The sequence below is a fragment of the Paenibacillus sp. 01L418 genome (genome assembly GCF_056400045.1).
On sequence record NZ_JBFTSN010000001.1, the window covers coordinates 17,458 to 33,577 of the forward strand.

18 protein-coding genes are annotated in these 16,120 nt (G+C 46.6%); 10 read left to right on the forward strand and 8 right to left on the reverse strand.

All coding sequences use genetic code 11. The features are described from left to right. The first annotated feature begins 81 nt into the window (after positions 1–81). Positions 82–1,257 (forward strand): exosporium glycoprotein BclB-related protein, encoded by a 1,176-nt coding sequence (locus AC1DSE_RS00070; protein WP_477510911.1) that lies wholly within the window; start codon positions 82–84, stop codon positions 1,255–1,257. Positions 1,258–1,334: 77 nt separating this feature from the next. On the opposite strand, the gene AC1DSE_RS00075 is transcribed toward AC1DSE_RS00070, so the two are convergent. After that, complete coding sequence (locus AC1DSE_RS00075; RefSeq protein WP_477527299.1) at positions 1,335–1,925, reverse strand: hypothetical protein; 591 nt, start codon at positions 1,923–1,925, stop codon at positions 1,335–1,337. A 122-nt stretch (positions 1,926–2,047) separates the two neighbouring features. Between AC1DSE_RS00075 and ilvA the strand changes: the two genes are divergently transcribed. Next, a complete protein-coding gene (ilvA, locus tag AC1DSE_RS00080) occupies positions 2,048–3,316 on the forward strand; it encodes a threonine ammonia-lyase IlvA (RefSeq protein WP_076268397.1) in 1,269 nt (422 codons plus the stop codon). Positions 3,317–3,375: 59 nt separating this feature from the next. On the opposite strand, the gene AC1DSE_RS00085 is transcribed toward ilvA, so the two are convergent. Continuing rightward, positions 3,376–4,353, reverse strand: coding sequence for an aldo/keto reductase (locus AC1DSE_RS00085; protein ID WP_477510913.1), 978 nt, complete (start codon positions 4,351–4,353; stop codon positions 3,376–3,378). A 133-nt stretch (positions 4,354–4,486) separates the two neighbouring features. Here AC1DSE_RS00085 and AC1DSE_RS00090 point away from each other — a divergent pair, with 133 nt between their 5' ends. The 6 genes from AC1DSE_RS00090 to AC1DSE_RS00115 all read left to right on the forward strand — a co-directional run bounded on the left by AC1DSE_RS00090 (position 4,487) and on the right by AC1DSE_RS00115 (position 8,469). Beyond that, complete coding sequence (locus tag AC1DSE_RS00090; RefSeq protein ID WP_477510914.1) at positions 4,487–5,650, forward strand: MGDG synthase family glycosyltransferase; 1,164 nt, start codon at positions 4,487–4,489, stop codon at positions 5,648–5,650. An 18-nt stretch (positions 5,651–5,668) separates the two neighbouring features. After that, positions 5,669–6,862 carry an MFS transporter gene (locus tag AC1DSE_RS00095; RefSeq protein ID WP_477510915.1) on the forward strand — a complete coding sequence of 398 codons (1,194 nt, stop codon included), beginning with the start codon at positions 5,669–5,671 and terminating at the stop codon, positions 6,860–6,862. 15 nt (positions 6,863–6,877) lie between these two features. Then, on the forward strand, positions 6,878–7,486 hold the full coding sequence (locus AC1DSE_RS00100; protein ID WP_076268400.1) for a TVP38/TMEM64 family protein: 609 nt from the start codon (positions 6,878–6,880) through the stop codon (positions 7,484–7,486). 11 nt (positions 7,487–7,497) lie between these two features. Further along, the gene (locus tag AC1DSE_RS00105) at positions 7,498–7,878 is read left to right on the forward strand and encodes a zinc ribbon domain-containing protein (protein ID WP_477510916.1); all 381 of its coding nucleotides are present in this window, start codon (positions 7,498–7,500) and stop codon (positions 7,876–7,878) included. A gap of 122 nt (positions 7,879–8,000) precedes the next feature. Beyond that, positions 8,001–8,144, forward strand: a complete 144-nt coding sequence (locus tag AC1DSE_RS00110; protein WP_179089810.1) for a hypothetical protein — start codon at positions 8,001–8,003, stop codon at positions 8,142–8,144. Between the two features lie 25 nt (positions 8,145–8,169). Continuing rightward, on the forward strand, positions 8,170–8,469 hold the full coding sequence (locus AC1DSE_RS00115) for a transposase (RefSeq protein WP_339206509.1): 300 nt from the start codon (positions 8,170–8,172) through the stop codon (positions 8,467–8,469). Between the two features lie 111 nt (positions 8,470–8,580). Here AC1DSE_RS00115 and AC1DSE_RS00120 read toward each other — a convergent pair whose 3' ends face one another. The 4 genes from AC1DSE_RS00120 to AC1DSE_RS00135 form a co-directional block, all read right to left on the reverse strand. After that, positions 8,581–9,648, reverse strand: a complete 1,068-nt coding sequence (locus AC1DSE_RS00120) for an FUSC family protein (RefSeq protein WP_441877878.1) — start codon at positions 9,646–9,648, stop codon at positions 8,581–8,583. After that, the gene (locus tag AC1DSE_RS00125; protein WP_477510917.1) at positions 9,645–10,772 is read right to left on the reverse strand and encodes a DNA alkylation repair protein; all 1,128 of its coding nucleotides are present in this window, start codon (positions 10,770–10,772) and stop codon (positions 9,645–9,647) included. Before AC1DSE_RS00125 ends, AC1DSE_RS00120 begins: the two co-directional genes overlap by 4 nt. A gap of 148 nt (positions 10,773–10,920) precedes the next feature. Beyond that, positions 10,921–11,688 (reverse strand): sporulation protein, encoded by a 768-nt coding sequence (locus AC1DSE_RS00130; RefSeq protein WP_339206505.1) that lies wholly within the window; start codon positions 11,686–11,688, stop codon positions 10,921–10,923. A 139-nt stretch (positions 11,689–11,827) separates the two neighbouring features. Continuing rightward, positions 11,828–13,543: an ATP-binding protein gene (locus AC1DSE_RS00135; protein ID WP_477510918.1), complete on the reverse strand. Its 1,716-nt coding sequence runs from the start codon at positions 13,541–13,543 to the stop codon at positions 11,828–11,830. A 366-nt stretch (positions 13,544–13,909) separates the two neighbouring features. On the opposite strand from AC1DSE_RS00135, the gene mscL reads away from it, so the two are divergent. Both mscL and AC1DSE_RS00145 read left to right on the forward strand, forming a co-directional pair. Next, on the forward strand, positions 13,910–14,392 hold the full coding sequence (gene mscL, locus AC1DSE_RS00140) for a large-conductance mechanosensitive channel protein MscL (RefSeq protein ID WP_477510919.1): 483 nt from the start codon (positions 13,910–13,912) through the stop codon (positions 14,390–14,392). Continuing rightward, positions 14,385–15,020 (forward strand): NUDIX hydrolase, encoded by a 636-nt coding sequence (locus AC1DSE_RS00145; protein ID WP_477510920.1) that lies wholly within the window; start codon positions 14,385–14,387, stop codon positions 15,018–15,020. The genes mscL and AC1DSE_RS00145 overlap by 8 nt, the downstream gene beginning before the upstream one ends. Positions 15,021–15,146: 126 nt before the next feature. On the opposite strand, the gene AC1DSE_RS00150 is transcribed toward AC1DSE_RS00145, so the two are convergent. Both AC1DSE_RS00150 and AC1DSE_RS00155 read right to left on the reverse strand, forming a co-directional pair. Then, the gene (locus tag AC1DSE_RS00150) at positions 15,147–15,485 is read right to left on the reverse strand and encodes a hypothetical protein (protein WP_441908232.1); all 339 of its coding nucleotides are present in this window, start codon (positions 15,483–15,485) and stop codon (positions 15,147–15,149) included. Between the two features lie 185 nt (positions 15,486–15,670). Beyond that, positions 15,671–16,084: a hypothetical protein gene (locus tag AC1DSE_RS00155; protein WP_477510921.1), complete on the reverse strand. Its 414-nt coding sequence runs from the start codon at positions 16,082–16,084 to the stop codon at positions 15,671–15,673. Positions 16,085–16,120: the final 36 nt, after the last annotated feature.

Sequence of the window (16,120 nt, forward strand, 5' to 3'; positions counted from 1 at the left end):
GTTGAAGGACTATGACCATAGCAGATAGATACCCAATCAATAGATAGAGTACAGCCGTATAATAAGGCATCTAACAAGGAGGTGTTTTCGCTGAGTCATTATTATTATAAGAAACGTTGTGTCAGAAAACCGACTGCAGGTTGCAGTCCAAGAAGGAAGAAACACGATGACAAAATAATAGTTGTAAAGAAAAAAATTATATCTCAAAGAGTTAAAGTCGTAGCTGAGCGAGGAGAAGAAGGCCACAAAGGCAGAAGAGGACCGCAAGGACCACAAGGTCCACAAGGGCCTCAAGGAATAGCTGGTCCTACAGGTGCAACAGGATCTGCAGGGGCAGCGGGTTCTACCGGCGCTACTGGAGTTGGAGTTACGGGAGCGACTGGTGCAAATGGTATTAGCGGCGTAACCGGTGCTACTGGTCCAGCAGGTCCTACAGGACCAGGAGTAGGAGCTACAGGAGCGACTGGTGCTACTGGAGCGACTGGTGCTACTGGAGATCCAGGTGTTGCAGGAGCTACTGGCGCTACTGGTACCGCTGGCGTTACCGGTGCTACTGGGGCTACGGGAGATCCGGGTGTTACTGGGGCTACGGGCGCTACCGGTACTGCTGGTGTTACCGGTGCTACTGGGGCTACAGGAGATCCGGGTGTTACTGGTGCTACTGGTACTGCTGGCGTTACCGGCGCTACTGGTGCTACTGGTGGTACTGGCGCTACTGGTGCTACTGGTATTGATGGTGCGGGCGCTATTATTCCTTTTGCTTCAGGCATTCCAACCGAATTAACGACAGTATTAGGCGGTTTGGTAGGAACTTCGAGTCTGGTAGGTTTTGGTTCCTCCGCTGTAGGCGTTAGTATACTTGGCGGTATAATCGACCTCACAGGCGCTGCAGGAACACTTCTTAACTTTGCTTTCTCTGTGCCGCGCGATGGTACGATCACTTCTCTTGCAGCTTACTTCAGTACAACAGCAGCGCTTTCGCTTGTCAACTCTACAGTAACTATTACTGCTCAGCTTTACCAGTCAACGACTCCAAACAATTCGTTTACTGCAGTTCCAGGCGCTGTTGTAACATTAGCTCCTCCACTTACCGGCATTCTGGCTCTAGGCACTATTAGCAGCGGCATTACTCCAGGTTTATCTATTCCTGTTACTGCTGGAACACGCCTTCTTCTTGTCTTCTCTGCTACAGCTACTGGTGTATCACTTGTCAATCTTGTAGCTGGCTATGCTAGCGCTGGATTAGGCATCTCTTAAAAAACGAAATTATGAAAAACGACAGATTAAGGATTCGTCCTTAATCTGTCGTTTTCTTTTCCAAGATTCTTCGTTCATTACAGCTTTAATTGAATTTGGAGCTTGAAACGAATTTTTATCTGATTATTCTCGAACTGTACATCTCTCACCGTTACAACTTCCTGTGCCGGCAAATCTAGTGGAATGACGATCGTTTCTAGCATACTTAGCGGCAGCTGAATAGCTTTGACAGAAAGCGATTGGGGTTTAAGAATAATGTTTGGAGACTCCCAGTCCAGTGAATATACCGCATCCAATCTCGCAGGAATTTTGTTCTTATAGGTAATATTCATTTGTGCAATCAGCTTGTTCTCTTCGAGGTCAAAGTTTGCCCCATCTAGATGAATATCCCTCGCCATTTCTTGATCAGCGGATTCTGGTCTGCTGATGGCAAGCTCGTCTTTCATATTCATTTTGATCAAATGGTTAATATCGGATTCCRTGAGGACGAGCTCCAGCTTCATCTTTTTGACCATATCCAGCGCTTTCTCTTTCACATCAATCGGCGCGTRGCTCATGTCCAGCGGCTCATCCGGTGCAATGTAAGACAGGAACCACCATAGTGCGCCGCCAAGCAGTAAAAGAATAACAATGAAGCTCATTAGAAGTCTTTTTAAGGTTTTTCCCATGTGAATCCTCTCCTTGCTATACAGATAAACGATTTCTATTACGTCATCTCATAATGATAGTGCTATAATGAATCCAATCATTTTTACTGTTGATCAAAAAAATGCCGAGAGGATGGTCACCTATGAACACAAATCCTATACCGCTGCATCGTATTGGGCTTGAAGAAATCGTTCAAGCTCAAATGCACTTAAAGGATATCATTACACGAACACCACTTCAACATAACCGTGTGCTGTCCGAGCGGTTTGGATGTCATGTTCTTCTAAAACGAGAGGACCTGCAAATCGTTCGTTCCTTCAAAATACGCGGAGCGTACCATATGATGCGTTCTCTGTCACCAGAAACGCTCGCTAAAGGGGTGGTTTGCGCCAGCGCCGGCAACCACGCGCAAGGCGTAGCCTACTCGTGCCAAACACTTGGCATCCCCGGTAAAATATACATGCCCAGCACAACTCCTCGCCAGAAGGTGACGCAGGTTAACTTTTTTGGCGGATCGCAAGTAGAAGTCATCCTTACAGGAGACACCTTTGACGATGCTTATGCCGAAGCAGTCGCAGAGAGCAACCGCAATGGCCTTGCCTTCGTACATCCCTTTGACGATCCCAAAATCATCGCAGGAAACGGAACGGTAGGACAAGAATTAATGGAAGCCGCGGATACCGTACCTGACTTCGTATTCGTGACTGTCGGCGGTGGCGGGCTTGCAGCCGGCGTCTCATCTTATGTAAAAATCGTCTCACCGACAACAAAGGTAATTGGCGTGGAGCCGGAAGGCGCGCAATCACTAAGAGCATCGCTTGATGCAGGTGAAGTCGTTACCCTTGATCAAATTGAAAAATTCGTCGATGGCGCAGCAGTTAAACGTATCGGTGATTTATCATTTGAGCTATGCAGAGACCTGCTTGACGATGTTATTTCCGTACCTGAAGGAAAAGTGTGTACGACGATGCTCGATTTGTATAATGAGAATGCCATCGTAGCCGAGCCGGCAGGCGCACTGCCCATTGCTGCGCTAGAAGCATACCGTGATCAAATTCAAGGCAAGACGGTCGTCTGTGTCGTCAGCGGCGGCAATAATGATGTCGATCGGATGCAGGAAATCAAAGAACGTTCTCTCATCTATGAGGGCTACAAGCATTACTTTATGGTCAGCTTCCCGCAGCGCGCAGGAGCGCTTCGTGAATTTCTCGACAGCGTGCTAGGTCCTAATGATGATATTACACGATTCGAGTACACCAAAAAATCAAACAAAGACAACGGTCCTGCGCTCGTCGGCATCGAGCTTACGCACCGTGAGGATTACGATCCGCTCGTTGCTCGTATGAGCAAGAAGGGCTTTCAATTTCTTGAGCTGAACAAGGACCCTGTTTTGTTTAACTTGTTGATTTGATCGGCATGATGTGAATAAGATACGCCCCGTATCCATGAATGGATACGGGGCGTTTGTCATTACCAGGCGTAAGCGCGCGGTGCATCTCCGCCAGGACCAGGGAATATTTCATCAATACGTTTCAGTGCAGATTCATCTAATGAGATTTCAACTGCGCGAAGCGAGCGCTCGAATTGATCCAGCGTGCGGACACCGATAATCGGAGCCGTTACTGCCGGATTTGCAAGCAACCATGCGAGTGAAACGAGATCCTCAGGCTCGCCAAGCTCGTCACAAAATGCAGCATAGGCATCTAATTGATCACGATGCTGATCCAATCGTTTCGAATCTCCGCTGCGGCGGCCTCCGTCTTTACGACGATGATTGCCTGCAAGCAAGCCGCCGTCAAGCGGACTCCACGGAATAACGCCAAGTCCTAATTCCTTCGAAGCTGGCAATACTTCCAGTTCCGGCAAACGGCATAACAAATTATATTTGTGCTGCTCAGATACAAGACCGATCGATCCTCTTGCCTTCGCTTCGCCTTGCGCAACTGCAATATCCCAGCCGGCAAAATTACTTGAGCCTATGTAGCCAACCTTGCCTTGGTTTACTGCTGTTTCGAATGCTCCCCAAAGCTCATTCCAATTTGCACTGCGATCCACATGATGCATTTGGTACAGCTCGATATGATCCGTTTGAAGACGCTTAAGCGAACCTTCCAAATGTCTGCGAATTTTATATGCGGATAGTCCCGCTTCACGGTTCGGACCGTCATGATTATCATGCATGTCGCCGTATACTTTTGTAGCCAGCACCGTACGTTCACGGCGTCCGTCGCCCTGCTTGAACCATTTTCCGATAATTTCTTCTGTACGGCCTGCGTTCTCGCCCCAACCGTAAATGTTAGCGGTATCGATAAAATTAATGCCTGCATCTAGAGCTGCGTCTAATATACGAAATGATTCCTTCTCGTCCGTGTCCACGCCAAAATTCATTGTGCCCAGACATAAACGGCTTACTCGAAGTCCAGATCTTCCTAGTTTCGTGTATTGCACTCTAATCATCGCTCCTTCAATTTTGAAATAGGATGGATTGCGTATTCATTATACTAAAAATACACAAAGTAACCAAACGCCGTTCACAATCGCATAACAAATGTTCGTTACACTAACGGCAGGAGGTGTGTCTATGATACGTTTCGAGGAAAAACCGCAGCCGAAATTGTTAATTTTGTACGCTTCATATGGAGAAGGCCATCTTCAGGTTGCTCGCGCGATTAAGAGCGCTTGGGAGGAGCATGGCAATTATCGTACGGTAATGGTCGATCTCATGGCAGAATCTCACCCTTGGATAAATGAGTTTGCTAAGCGCTTTTACTTAAAGAGCTATACGCATATGCCCTCGCTATATGGCTGGGTGTATGATTTCACAAGGCTAATGAAGCATGATTCTTTGTTTGGCGGGCTTCTTCATTCCTTCGGTACAGAAAAAATTAGGCGTATTCTTGCAGTCGAGCAGCCGGATATCGTCGTGCATACTTTCCCTAGCTTTGCTCTGCCGAAGCTTAAGAAACGTAAAAGCGTTCATCCTCCCTCCTATGCTGTCATTACCGATTTTGATCTTCACAGGCGCTGGGTTCATCCAAGCGTCGACCGCTATTATGTCGCTACAGAGGATCTCCGATTAGAGCTTTCCTCGCTGGGAATACCGGAGAGGGCAATTCAAGTGAGCGGCATTCCGCTCAAACGCGGATTCCGTGCAACAGCCGCCTCAAGCGAGCTCTACGAGAGATATAAACTAAATCCTAATCAACCTATCGTCCTAATCATGGCGGGAGCGCAGGGCGTTTTGCCTGATGTATCGCAAATTTGCAGCAGCTTGCTGCAAAACGCTGAGGTTCAGGTCGCGCTCGTATGCGGACATAATCTGTTTATGAAAAATATTATTGAGCAACAATTTCAAGCACATGAAGGAGCTTCTCGCCTGCAGGTGTACGGGTTTATTGAGTCTATTCACGAGCTTATGGCTATATCTAATTGCCTCATCACTAAGCCAGGTGGCGTTACATTATCAGAAGCGATCGCTGCCGAGCTGCCCATATTCATCTACAAGCCAGTTCCTGGACAAGAAAAACAAAATGCATTGTATCTTAAGTCCAAAGGCGCAGCTGTCGTTGCCTATGAGGTGAATGAGCTGACGGAACAAATTTTGAAACTCGTTCATGATCCATTACGTCTTACTAATAGCAGACAATCCACTAAACAGCTTCAAGCCTCACAAACCGCAGCAGATAGCATCGTTTTGGATATTTTATCCAACTTACGTATAATGGAGAAAGCAATCACTTTATAATGGATAAGGGGCTTGCCCGTGATTACAAATCAGAAAAGTTGGTTTGGAGCGGAGATGCGACTTATCTCCGTTATTTTGTTTGTTGTGGAGTTTGTAAGAGGTGCTGTTCTTGTTAGTTTGCTGCCTATTTTTGGAGCAAAAACATTAAGCCTATCACCTGATGTTATCGGCGCTGCGATTTCAGCTCATTATTTAACCGATACGCTGCTCAAAATGGCTATTGGCTACTTGCTCGATCGTTTCTCAACTCGTATCGTCGTTCAAGCAGGTTTAATTATTTCGCTGATCGGCATATATTTGCTGCAATTCTCCGAGCTGCCATGGATGTTCATTGGTGCAGCCGCACTATATGGCATCGGAATGTCACCGATCTGGATCGTATGTTTAACGAAAGTAACTGAGCAGCAGCGTGCAACTCAAATGGGAACGCTCTACACCATTTGGATGGTGGGACTAGGAAGCGGTCCGATCGTATGTAATATTCTGCTCGATTTCAGCGTATCTTTTACGTACAAGCTGCTTGTCAGCATGTCTGTGGCTGCATGCGTATTAACACTTTTCATGAGCAAAGAAAGGGCTGCTGCATCAAACCGTATGCCATTTCGAACGCAGCTCGTCATTCTGAAGGAACGACTCGGCCATATGAAGATGCTGCTGCCGGGGATGATTTTGCAGACGACAGGCGCAAGCATGCTCGTTCCCATTTTACCAAGCTTCGCAAATCAGGAGCTGGGTATCTCAGGCACGCAATACTCCATTCTTTTAACGGCCGGAGGACTTTTTGCTGCAGGTGGACTCATCCCCATGGGGAAACTTGCCGATAAGCTGGTTAATAAAAAATGGTTTCTCGTGACTGGATTTGGAGCGTTTGCATTTGGTTTATATATGCTGGCATCAGGACTTTCGTTCTGGTATTGTTTACTAATAGCGGCTGCTCTTGGATTATCCTATTCAGCTATTTTGCCTGTTTGGAATGCGCTGCTCGCTGCCTATGTTCCACCTAATCAAGAAGGGCTTGGCTGGGGCGTATTATCCACTTTTGAAGGAATAGGCGTTATGATCGGTCCAGCTGCTGGCGGCTTAATCGCGGCTTGGAACGGAGAAGCATCCGTTTTTTGGACAAGCGCAATCCTCTTTGGATTGATCGGTTTATTTTATTTATGGTTCCCATTTCCGGCATTCGCTACAAATGAAAAAGCTACAAACAAGTAGAACGGGGTTAGATCTATGGATGATTGGCGCAACTGGCTTGAATACTTAAAACACTTGGATCTCGATTCAATCCAATGGACATTGGAAAGCTATTCGCAATGGGGGCCTTTTCCCGGCATTTTGCTTCCCATGCTTGAATCGTTTCTCCCTTTCCTCCCATTAATTCTTATCATTGCGGCTAATGCCAACATTTACGGCCTCGGCTTTGGATTTCTTTTTTCATGGATCGGTGTAAGCGCTGGTGCCTTCTGCGTATTTTGGATCAGCCGAAAGCTCGGACGCAATGTAAAAGGGAAACTAGAGCGAAGATTTCCCAAGTCGCAGCGGTTCTTCAATTGGGTTGAACGCCGCGGCTTCACGCCGCTATTCCTGCTGGCTTGCTTCCCTTTTACACCTTCAGTTGTTATAACTGTCGTATCCGGACTTAGCAAGGTGCCATTCCCTACTTTTATGCTCGCTACACTGCTTGGGAAGGCAGTTATGATATTTTGCATTTCCTTGATTAGCTTCGATATTGGCAATTTAGTCAATGAGCCTTGGCGTATATTCGTCTCGATTACTGCTGTTCTGGTCATGTGGTTCGGGGGCAAACGTCTCGAATCCCGCTATCAGCTGAATGGGTGAGGTGATGGAGTATGTTTTCATGGACCATCTTGGCTAGTTTGCCTGTACAAGCGCCTCTCCCTCTCCTCACATGGTTTGATGTTGGGGCTACGACGATCGTGCTGGTCATTGCGTTTGCTCTGCTCGCCGGCATGTTTATGTTCATTCGAATTGTTACAGATGACTCAGATAAATTTAAGGACATGAAAGAGATGGTGGAGACGATCTTCGGAACGCCTGCCCATCTCCGTCCGAATCCCGAACAATCCTCCGCCATAAAAGAAGGCAAAGGCGAGCTCATACATGATGCCGCAGCTGCTAAAGCACCATTTTCCGAACCATGTCCCGCTTGCGATGAGATCGTCACTGAACGTGATTCGGTTTGCCCCTCATGCGGACTCCACTTATTATAGTTTGCTCCTGTTCTTCCACCTTGTACTCATACATTTCATCCTTTTGTGGCACACTGTTGAGGATCTTCTTCTGAAGATAAAGAAAATAAAAAAACGATGAGATTCTCGAGGAGGGTGACCACATGTCAGGCAAACAGCCATCCGATCAACAGAAGGCAGCAAGCAAGGCGCAATCCCGAGCAGACCGCAATCTAGCCAGCAAATCGTCAGCGAGCGAACTGCAGTCAGATGCCGATCGTTCAGCTGTGCCCAAGCACGGATTATAAGGACAGGAAGGTTGGTTGACACCATATGAGCAATGATAATAACCATAATGAGATGAATCCCCTATCTGGTGAGCCTGTTGAAGTAAAAGGCACCTACCGCAATGAATGGGGACGTGAAGAGCAGCTCGAACGCGGAGATGTGTTCCCAGCAGATCCGATGCTTGGAACAACCGAGTGGCAGCTCGTTGAGCTCTTCTTCAATAATCATCATGAGGGGCATACTGATCCGAGGCTGGTGCCGCATGATGATGATAATAACCCAGAGGCTCATATGCAGCATCCAAGGCGTCATGAAGGCAGCAACAAAACTGACGATGATCAGTAAACATTGAGCATGCTGTAATATAAGCAGAAAAACAGCAGGCAAGAACGCTCTTAAGCGGCGTTCTAACCTGCTGTTTTTGTTTTATTTGCTAAACTAATCAGCTAAATCCGTTCATGATGACTTTGGTCCATTCTCTGCCTCTTCAGCACAGCGCTTTGCGTTTTCCTCGCGCTGCGTCACTTGATCGAGCAGCTTCTCCAGTCGCCGCAAATGGTAGGCATATTCGAACAATGCCGAAGCGACAAAGACGAGACGCTTATGCTCGTCCGGGTCTTCCAAAATGTATGCTGTCAATTCCTTCACAAACCGCGCTTCTCGTTCTTCCTCAGGCTCAATCAGCGCATTAGGCTTCATTTTCCCTTCAGCTTTCAACAAGATGTGCTCGTGATACTTCGATAAATCCTCAATTTGCCGATCGAAGCGCAGCGCCCACTCACTGGCACTTTGGGAGGAAAAATAATGCTCCTCCACCACATCGAGCAGATCAGCCCCTTTTTGCAGAGACTTAATCATTTGTTTCGATACAAGCAGCTGACGGGCATGGCTCGTCTTCGTCTTCGCAAGCACTTTGCGCTCCTCTTCGAAAACGGTGTGGCGTTCCTCCAGCTTGTGCAGCGTATCGTGAAGCTTGTCCTTCTCTTGGCGGAAAACCTGCTCCTTCATCTCATTCGAAATGGCTGTGCGAAGCAGCAGAGAAAGCTGTGAATAGGCATGATGAACCTGTTCGGTAAATTGCTTCCTTGGCCGTGGAGGAAATACGAGCACGTTAACCGCAAATGATGCTCCAATACCCGTTAGCACCATTAAAAATCTTCCAATTGCCACGTCCCAGCCTTGTCCATTCGCTTCCATAATGGCAACGACCGTTACTAGCGTCAGACTAATCGTGCTCTCCATCTTCAAGCGAATACTAATGAGAATGACAAGGATACATACAAGACCTGCCGCAATCGGCGTATGGCCGAATAACCGAACGGCTACAATCGCCATTACAGCACCAAGCAGATTCGTTTGCACTTGATCCGCTACACGCTGCCATGAGCGGTAAATAGAAGGCTGAATCGTAAATATAGCTGCCACAGCAGCAATAAGCGGGGAAGCGAAGCCGAACAAGCTGCTCAAGTAAATCGCTAAGGCAACAGCCATCCCCGTTTTTAAAACTCTTGCACCAATCGTCATGTTGATTCTGCCTCCGTCACCAGAAGTTCGGCTGAAGCCACCTCTCTTCCATTTACCCAAAGCGTTACAAGATGAAGCCCGCTATAATGCTTTCGCGTCGTTAAATCAGCAAAACGATGAGTGCGAACACTTGAAGCTGACGCTCCTCCAGCATACTCGCGATCCGATAGCAGGAAACGTTTCAATGAAGTTTTCCCTCCAGACTTCACGAATGCAATTCCATATTCGATACGCAGCTTGGCCGGCTCACCCTCACGCAGCTGTATGCGATAGCGTATAGATACCTCACCACCAATAGCAACCGTCTCTGGATCTACCTCGATTGCAGCAAAAGCAACAAGCGGGTGTTCCTCTTCTTCTGCAGACGAGTGCTTCGCGTACCCAAACAATTCCATGATCTGCGGGCTTGATTGCTTAATCAGCGTACGGCAGCCATGACGAATGATCCAATCCGTCTTCGCATCATTGCCGATCCAAGCCTGCGCAAGCGTGGTGACAAGCTCCGGATGATCTTTCGCAATATCATTCAAGTTGTTAGCTACGCTCTTACGCACATAAAGTGAATCATCACATTTCAGCTTCTCCAAAATCGGAACAATCGGCGATGGATCTCGCTTAAAGAGCGGCAGCGCCTGCGCCCATGGCAGGCGTGGTCTTATGCCTTCGCTCGCAAGCCGCCTTACGTGCTCATTCGGATGATCTGCCCATATAAGCATTTGCTTAGCCATACGCTGTGGATCGGCAAGAATGAATGCTCTTATTGCAAATTCTGAGGTCGAATATTTCGTAAAGCGCTCCAGCGCGTCCAAAGACAGCTCCCAGTTTTGCGGCTCCAGTCCAAACACCTCGACGAAGTCTGGAAATACGATAAAAGGCAGCCCAGTGCATTTTTCATCTATTTGATATAAAACAGCCAGCGCTTCATCATATGCCTGCGGTAATGTAGCACCCAGCGCTTCTGTAATTTTTCGAGTTCGAGCCTTTAACTCTAATTGCTCCCAGTCACCATCCCTTACACGCTCTGCGAAAAGAACGACGTCAAAAGGACTCCATGCTGACTTCAGCAAACCCGCAAATTTCTCCAAAAATAATCCATCGTACATAGCCTTAAGCGGTTCTGCCAAATTAATCCCCTCCTCCAGTTATTATACCGAAAAAACCGATTCGATCACTACTTGCATCCGTTATTCATTTATAACTGCGCTGCAAGCAGCAAAAAAGCTCCGAAACGCCCCTGCAAGAGCGCTCCCGAGCTTGTTTTATTTATAAAACTTAAATATAGCGCGCTATGATTCCAGACAACTGCTGCGCAATTGCGTTCGGCCCTGCTGACAGCTGCTCATTCGTGAAGCGAGCCCGAACAAATGTCTCATCCATATCCATAGCCTCTGCAAAAAAGGATGATAACCCGCGTGCGCGCCGGTCGATTTGGAGCACCAGCTCAAGCTCGCGATCCGATGGATAGAACATCACTTCCAGCTCATCAAGCTGGCCTCGGAACTGCGAGGTCGGCACAAATTCCAGCTCTTGAATAAATGGCATTTTGCCGCCAAGACGGGAAGAGTACTCGCATTCTGCCTTGCGCAAACGGAAGCCGAGCACATTCAGCGCCTCCAGCACCGTGTTCATGGCGTGTGTCGGAACCACTTCGATTCGGTCATTATCACCAGGATCGACGCCTCCGCGAACGTCTAATTCCGTCTTCACCCATACTGGCGCGCGGCCAATTGTAAGCGGTGTTTGATGGGGCAGCTGAAAGGAGAACGGCACCTCGCGACTTTCATTTGCCTGCAATGTGAAGGGAGCGCTCACGTGATATCGTCCCACCACTCCCTGCTGCGTTATTTTACTGTCATTGCTCTCACGTATATATTCTGTCATGACCGATAGCTGTATCGTTTCAATTCGCTGCTCTACGTTGCCGCCTTGCATTTTGACGATACCTCGAACCTCTTCACCTGGTGCATAACGTGCTTTTTCTAATAGTGTATCAATCTTTGCTGAGCCAATACCGATGCTTGCCAAAAAACGATTAAACATCAAACCGACCTCCACTCAAATTATCATCATTCCGAACTGCATAACCGTATTACGATGTCTTGAAAATTAAGTTTCAAATTCAAAAAGTCATCCTTCGGCGCGTGATAAAAAGTTAATGATGAATGGCGTGAACCCGTCTCTAATGGTCTGAATCATCTGATTGGCCTAGCTCGCTCAGCTTCTGATCCATCGGCAAATTCGGCTGCTCCATATACGGCAATTGGATGATGAAGGTCGTCCCGACTCCTAGCTTGCTTTCGGCCGTAATTTGTCCCTGATGATTATTAATAATTTTGAAAGTGACCATTAATCCAAGTCCTGTCCCTTTATCCTTTGTTGTATAAAAAGGTTGACCAATCTTCGACAGCTGCTCCGCAGGCATGCCTGATCCTTCATCTTTAATGCGTATCATTACTCCGCGATCAGGATCAAGGGACATATTAATCATGACGATGCCACCATTATGCATCGCTTCTATCGCATTTTTAAGCACGTTAATAAACGCTTGCTTTAATTGATTCTCAACACCGTATACCCACAATGGGCGATAGTCAGAATGGAATTCAATGATCACATTGTGCAAAATAGCTTGTGTCTCCAGTAAATTAACCGTGTCCGCCATTAATTGACGGCAATCTTTATGCACAAATTCATAAACCTGTGGCTTGGAGAGCATAAGTAGTTCGCTGACGATTGACTCGATACGGATGAGCTCTGTTTTCATAATATCGTAAAAATGGTTGATATTGCCCCGGCCCGATGAAAGCAGCTGCATAAACCCTTTTAACGAGGTAAGCGGATTTCGAATTTCATGTGCAATGCCCGCCGCTAATTGACCTGCGACATAAAGCTTCTCAGAATTAATGAGCAGCTCCTCATTCTTCTTCCTCTCAGAAATATCCCGAATAATGACTTGTTCAATTTGTTTACCCGAGAAGGTAGAGCTCACCCGTACCATTTCTGTATGAAGCAGCATCCCTTGCATGGACATCCATTGCAGCTCGATTGGCTTATTGGGCGCATCATCTCCTGCTTGGCCTGCCGTGAGCCATGCTTCCAGTTCATTATGATAGGGTTCGGCCAATAAATTATAAACATTTGAACCGATTATTTTATCCGCTGAATGCACTTCGAATAAACGCAAGCCAGCACGGTTCATAAATTCCCATTTGCCGTCGCTTATTAAAGCTATCGTATCTATGGAGTTCTCCACTAGAAGTTTATAACGCTCATTCATTTGAGTATATTTGTTGGATGCAAACCAGGTGGTAAGACTGAAGCTGAGGATAAATAAAGTAGATAAACCAAGTAAAGATGCAAGAATCAACAAATATTGGTTTAGAAGATCTGTAGATAAAACATCGCTATAATCAATCTGCAGCGCGTGCATGCCAACTTGATGAACGACTATATTAGACAATCCGAGTGAAAAGCAGCTTTTTATCTTATACCCTGACCCCTTTGTTTCCAGCCAATAAAAAGCCAAATATGCACCAATAAAGTTGACTCCAAAGGAGATCCAATAAAGCGGCCAGTCCATTTTTAGTATAACGACCGATTCGGAAAGCATCGACAAGTAATGAAGCATATTAACTCCCAGAGCCATTAATAGGGCTCCAAATAAGAAGCGTACCGATGAGAGATTTTTCTTTTGCATAACAACTAATGAGACATAAATGATAATGACACATGCGAATACTATAGGGAGCATGCTCCAATTCATGACCAATCTATAATGGGATGCAAGCAACAAAACAACATGCATCGTCCATAGGCCAAGTCCAAATACAGCAGCGCCGCCAATGATCCAATTGAAGCCGTGTGTATGTTCATTTTGCAGAGGCTTTTCAATCATTTTCAGCATCGTATAGGAGGCAAAACACATGATGAAGAGTGATAAAACTAAATAGAATCCATTTTCATGTATAACGAGGTCGCTCATAGAACTCCTTAAATAACCATTAATTTGCTTTCAAATAGTAAAATTCGACAATATCCTTTAAAAACCTCTCTTTGTCCCGGCAATATTTCAATTTTTTGTAAGAAATCGCGAGTGAGTTTCTCTTCTGCTCATCTTCGGCTATTATGTTAGAATGACCTTAGTAGAAACAGGCGATAATAGTCTAATAGGATTGCTAGATTTGATCATTCCGCTTCGTAATAGCACGAGGCTTACGTCAGACATTATTACCGCTTCTTAAAATGTGTAGGAGGAAAAGCAATGAAAATCATTAAAGAGTTTAAAGAGTTTGCAATGAGAGGCAATGTCATCGATTTAGCGGTCGGGGTCATTATCGGAGGAGCTTTTGGTAAAATCGTAACTTCTTTGGTTAACGATGTGATTATGCCGCCGATCGGTGTGGTTTTGGGAGGCGTCGATTTTAAGGATTTAAAAATCCCTCTTTATAGCAAAGAACACGCCGCCACTGTCACCGCAAGCAACGGAGGCAAAATTGATGAAACCTTGTTGCCTACCATTAATTATGGCCAATTCATAAACGTAATGCTGGACTTTATTATCGTTGCATTCTGTATCTTTCTGCTTGTAAAAGTAATCAATGTGCTTCGCCGCAATGAGAAGAAGGAAGCTCCACCTGTTGAAGTGACCGAGAAGGATTGCCCTTACTGCTTGTCCAAAATCCCTGTGAAGGCTACTCGCTGCAAGCACTGCACATCCCAGCTAGAGGCTGCTGCACATGGCTGATGAGCTCTTTGACATTTATGACGAGCAGCTTCGGCCGCTGGGCACAGCAACACGCGCAGAGACGCATGCGAAAGGTTATTGGCACCGCAGCTTCCATTGCTGGCTGACGCGCCGTGAAGGAAACCGCAGGTTCGTGCGGTTTCAGCTGCGTCAGGCAGGCAAGGATACCAATCCGGGCTGCTATGATATCACGGCGGCCGGCCATTTGAGTGCGGGCGAAACTATTCGCGAGGCCATTCGTGAGCTTGAGGAAGAGCTAGGGGTTTCCGCCTCATTTCAACAGCTCATACCACTCGGGCAAATCAGGGAAAATATTAGCGGTGAAGTAAACGGAAAACCCTTTATCGACCGTGAGGTCAGTGACGTTTTTGGCCTTGTGTGCGAGCTGCCTTTGACAGAACTTCTGCTGCAGCCTGAAGAAGTGGCCGGCGTTTATGAGGCTGATCTAGATGAGCTGATTGCATTGTTTGAAGGCTCTTTATCTGCGGTTTCTGCGTCAGGTGTTGAGCTCGGCGATCAGAACGAGCAGCTGACGATTGTCCAGTGCTCTGTTTCGGCGAAGCAATTCGTGCCTCGCGAGTTTTCTTATTATACGAGCGTACTTCAGGCTCTGCGCGGTTGTACTTAAGGGATGCCCTGCTTTTGCTAGCTGGATCGCGAACGCCCATTGTTCGCTCCCAATTGCTATACCACTGGTCAATTAAGCCATGGATATTATAAAATTCAGTATGGCGCGGCGCTAGGTCAAAATCATTCAGCTCGGGCTGATTGTACAACCTCGCCGCCATTTCATGAAAACACCCGTGAAGATTGTACTCAATAAAGCTGCCCAGCTGATCGGCTGTAGCGAATGAACGCGGATTGTTCTGTACTCGCTGCTCTGCGCCTGGATTAAAGCAGGAGGAACGCCTGATCTCCTCAGGCACTTGGTTCCAGCCAGCAATCCAGCTGCGGTCATAGCCCATCGAATCATGCCAGCTGTATACCCTATTAATAAAATCTCGATGAAATCGCAGAAACCGATCGCCATAACCCGGCGGCGGTATCGTTCCCGGAACCAAATGATTCGTATGATGCCATACGCGGTGCTCATCTAACAACGCTTGCGGAAAATTAGGTATTCGCGGCATCCTCTTTCCCTCCAAACTTATACATGATTCTCGTCTCTCACTCCTATAACGTATGCAGCCCATACAACTCCTGTGATATGCCTCCTTTTTAAATAACAAAAAGGACTGCCAACATAGAATATTGACAGCCCTTCCTATTAAATTGAAATTACCAGAATTGACGACGGCATTCATCTACTTCTCTTTTGACGCAAATATCAAATGAGACGGTTACATCTTGATTTCTTCCAAACGCACAGAAAATTCTTACACAGTCCTTGTCACGCGTGCAGAAGAAGTTAACTACACGGCAATGGCAATCGATTAAGCTTTGAACGGCTCTTGCATCACGACATCGTATCGCTCTCACAAGTTTTGCAGCAGTGCGCTCATCTTTCAACTGTTTAAAAATATCACTTAACTCAGCTCCTGCTTCTTGCATCGCTTCAACTGCCGGGTCTTCTCTGCGTCCGCAGCTTTTTTGCTCCACTGGGCTTATGCTTTCAGAAGAAATACGAGCTCGGCTTTTTGTTTTGCGAGCAGCTTTCACATTGCTAACTTTCAGTATTGATTTAGCAGACATATTATTCCACCTCCCTATCGAACATACTCTATTCTA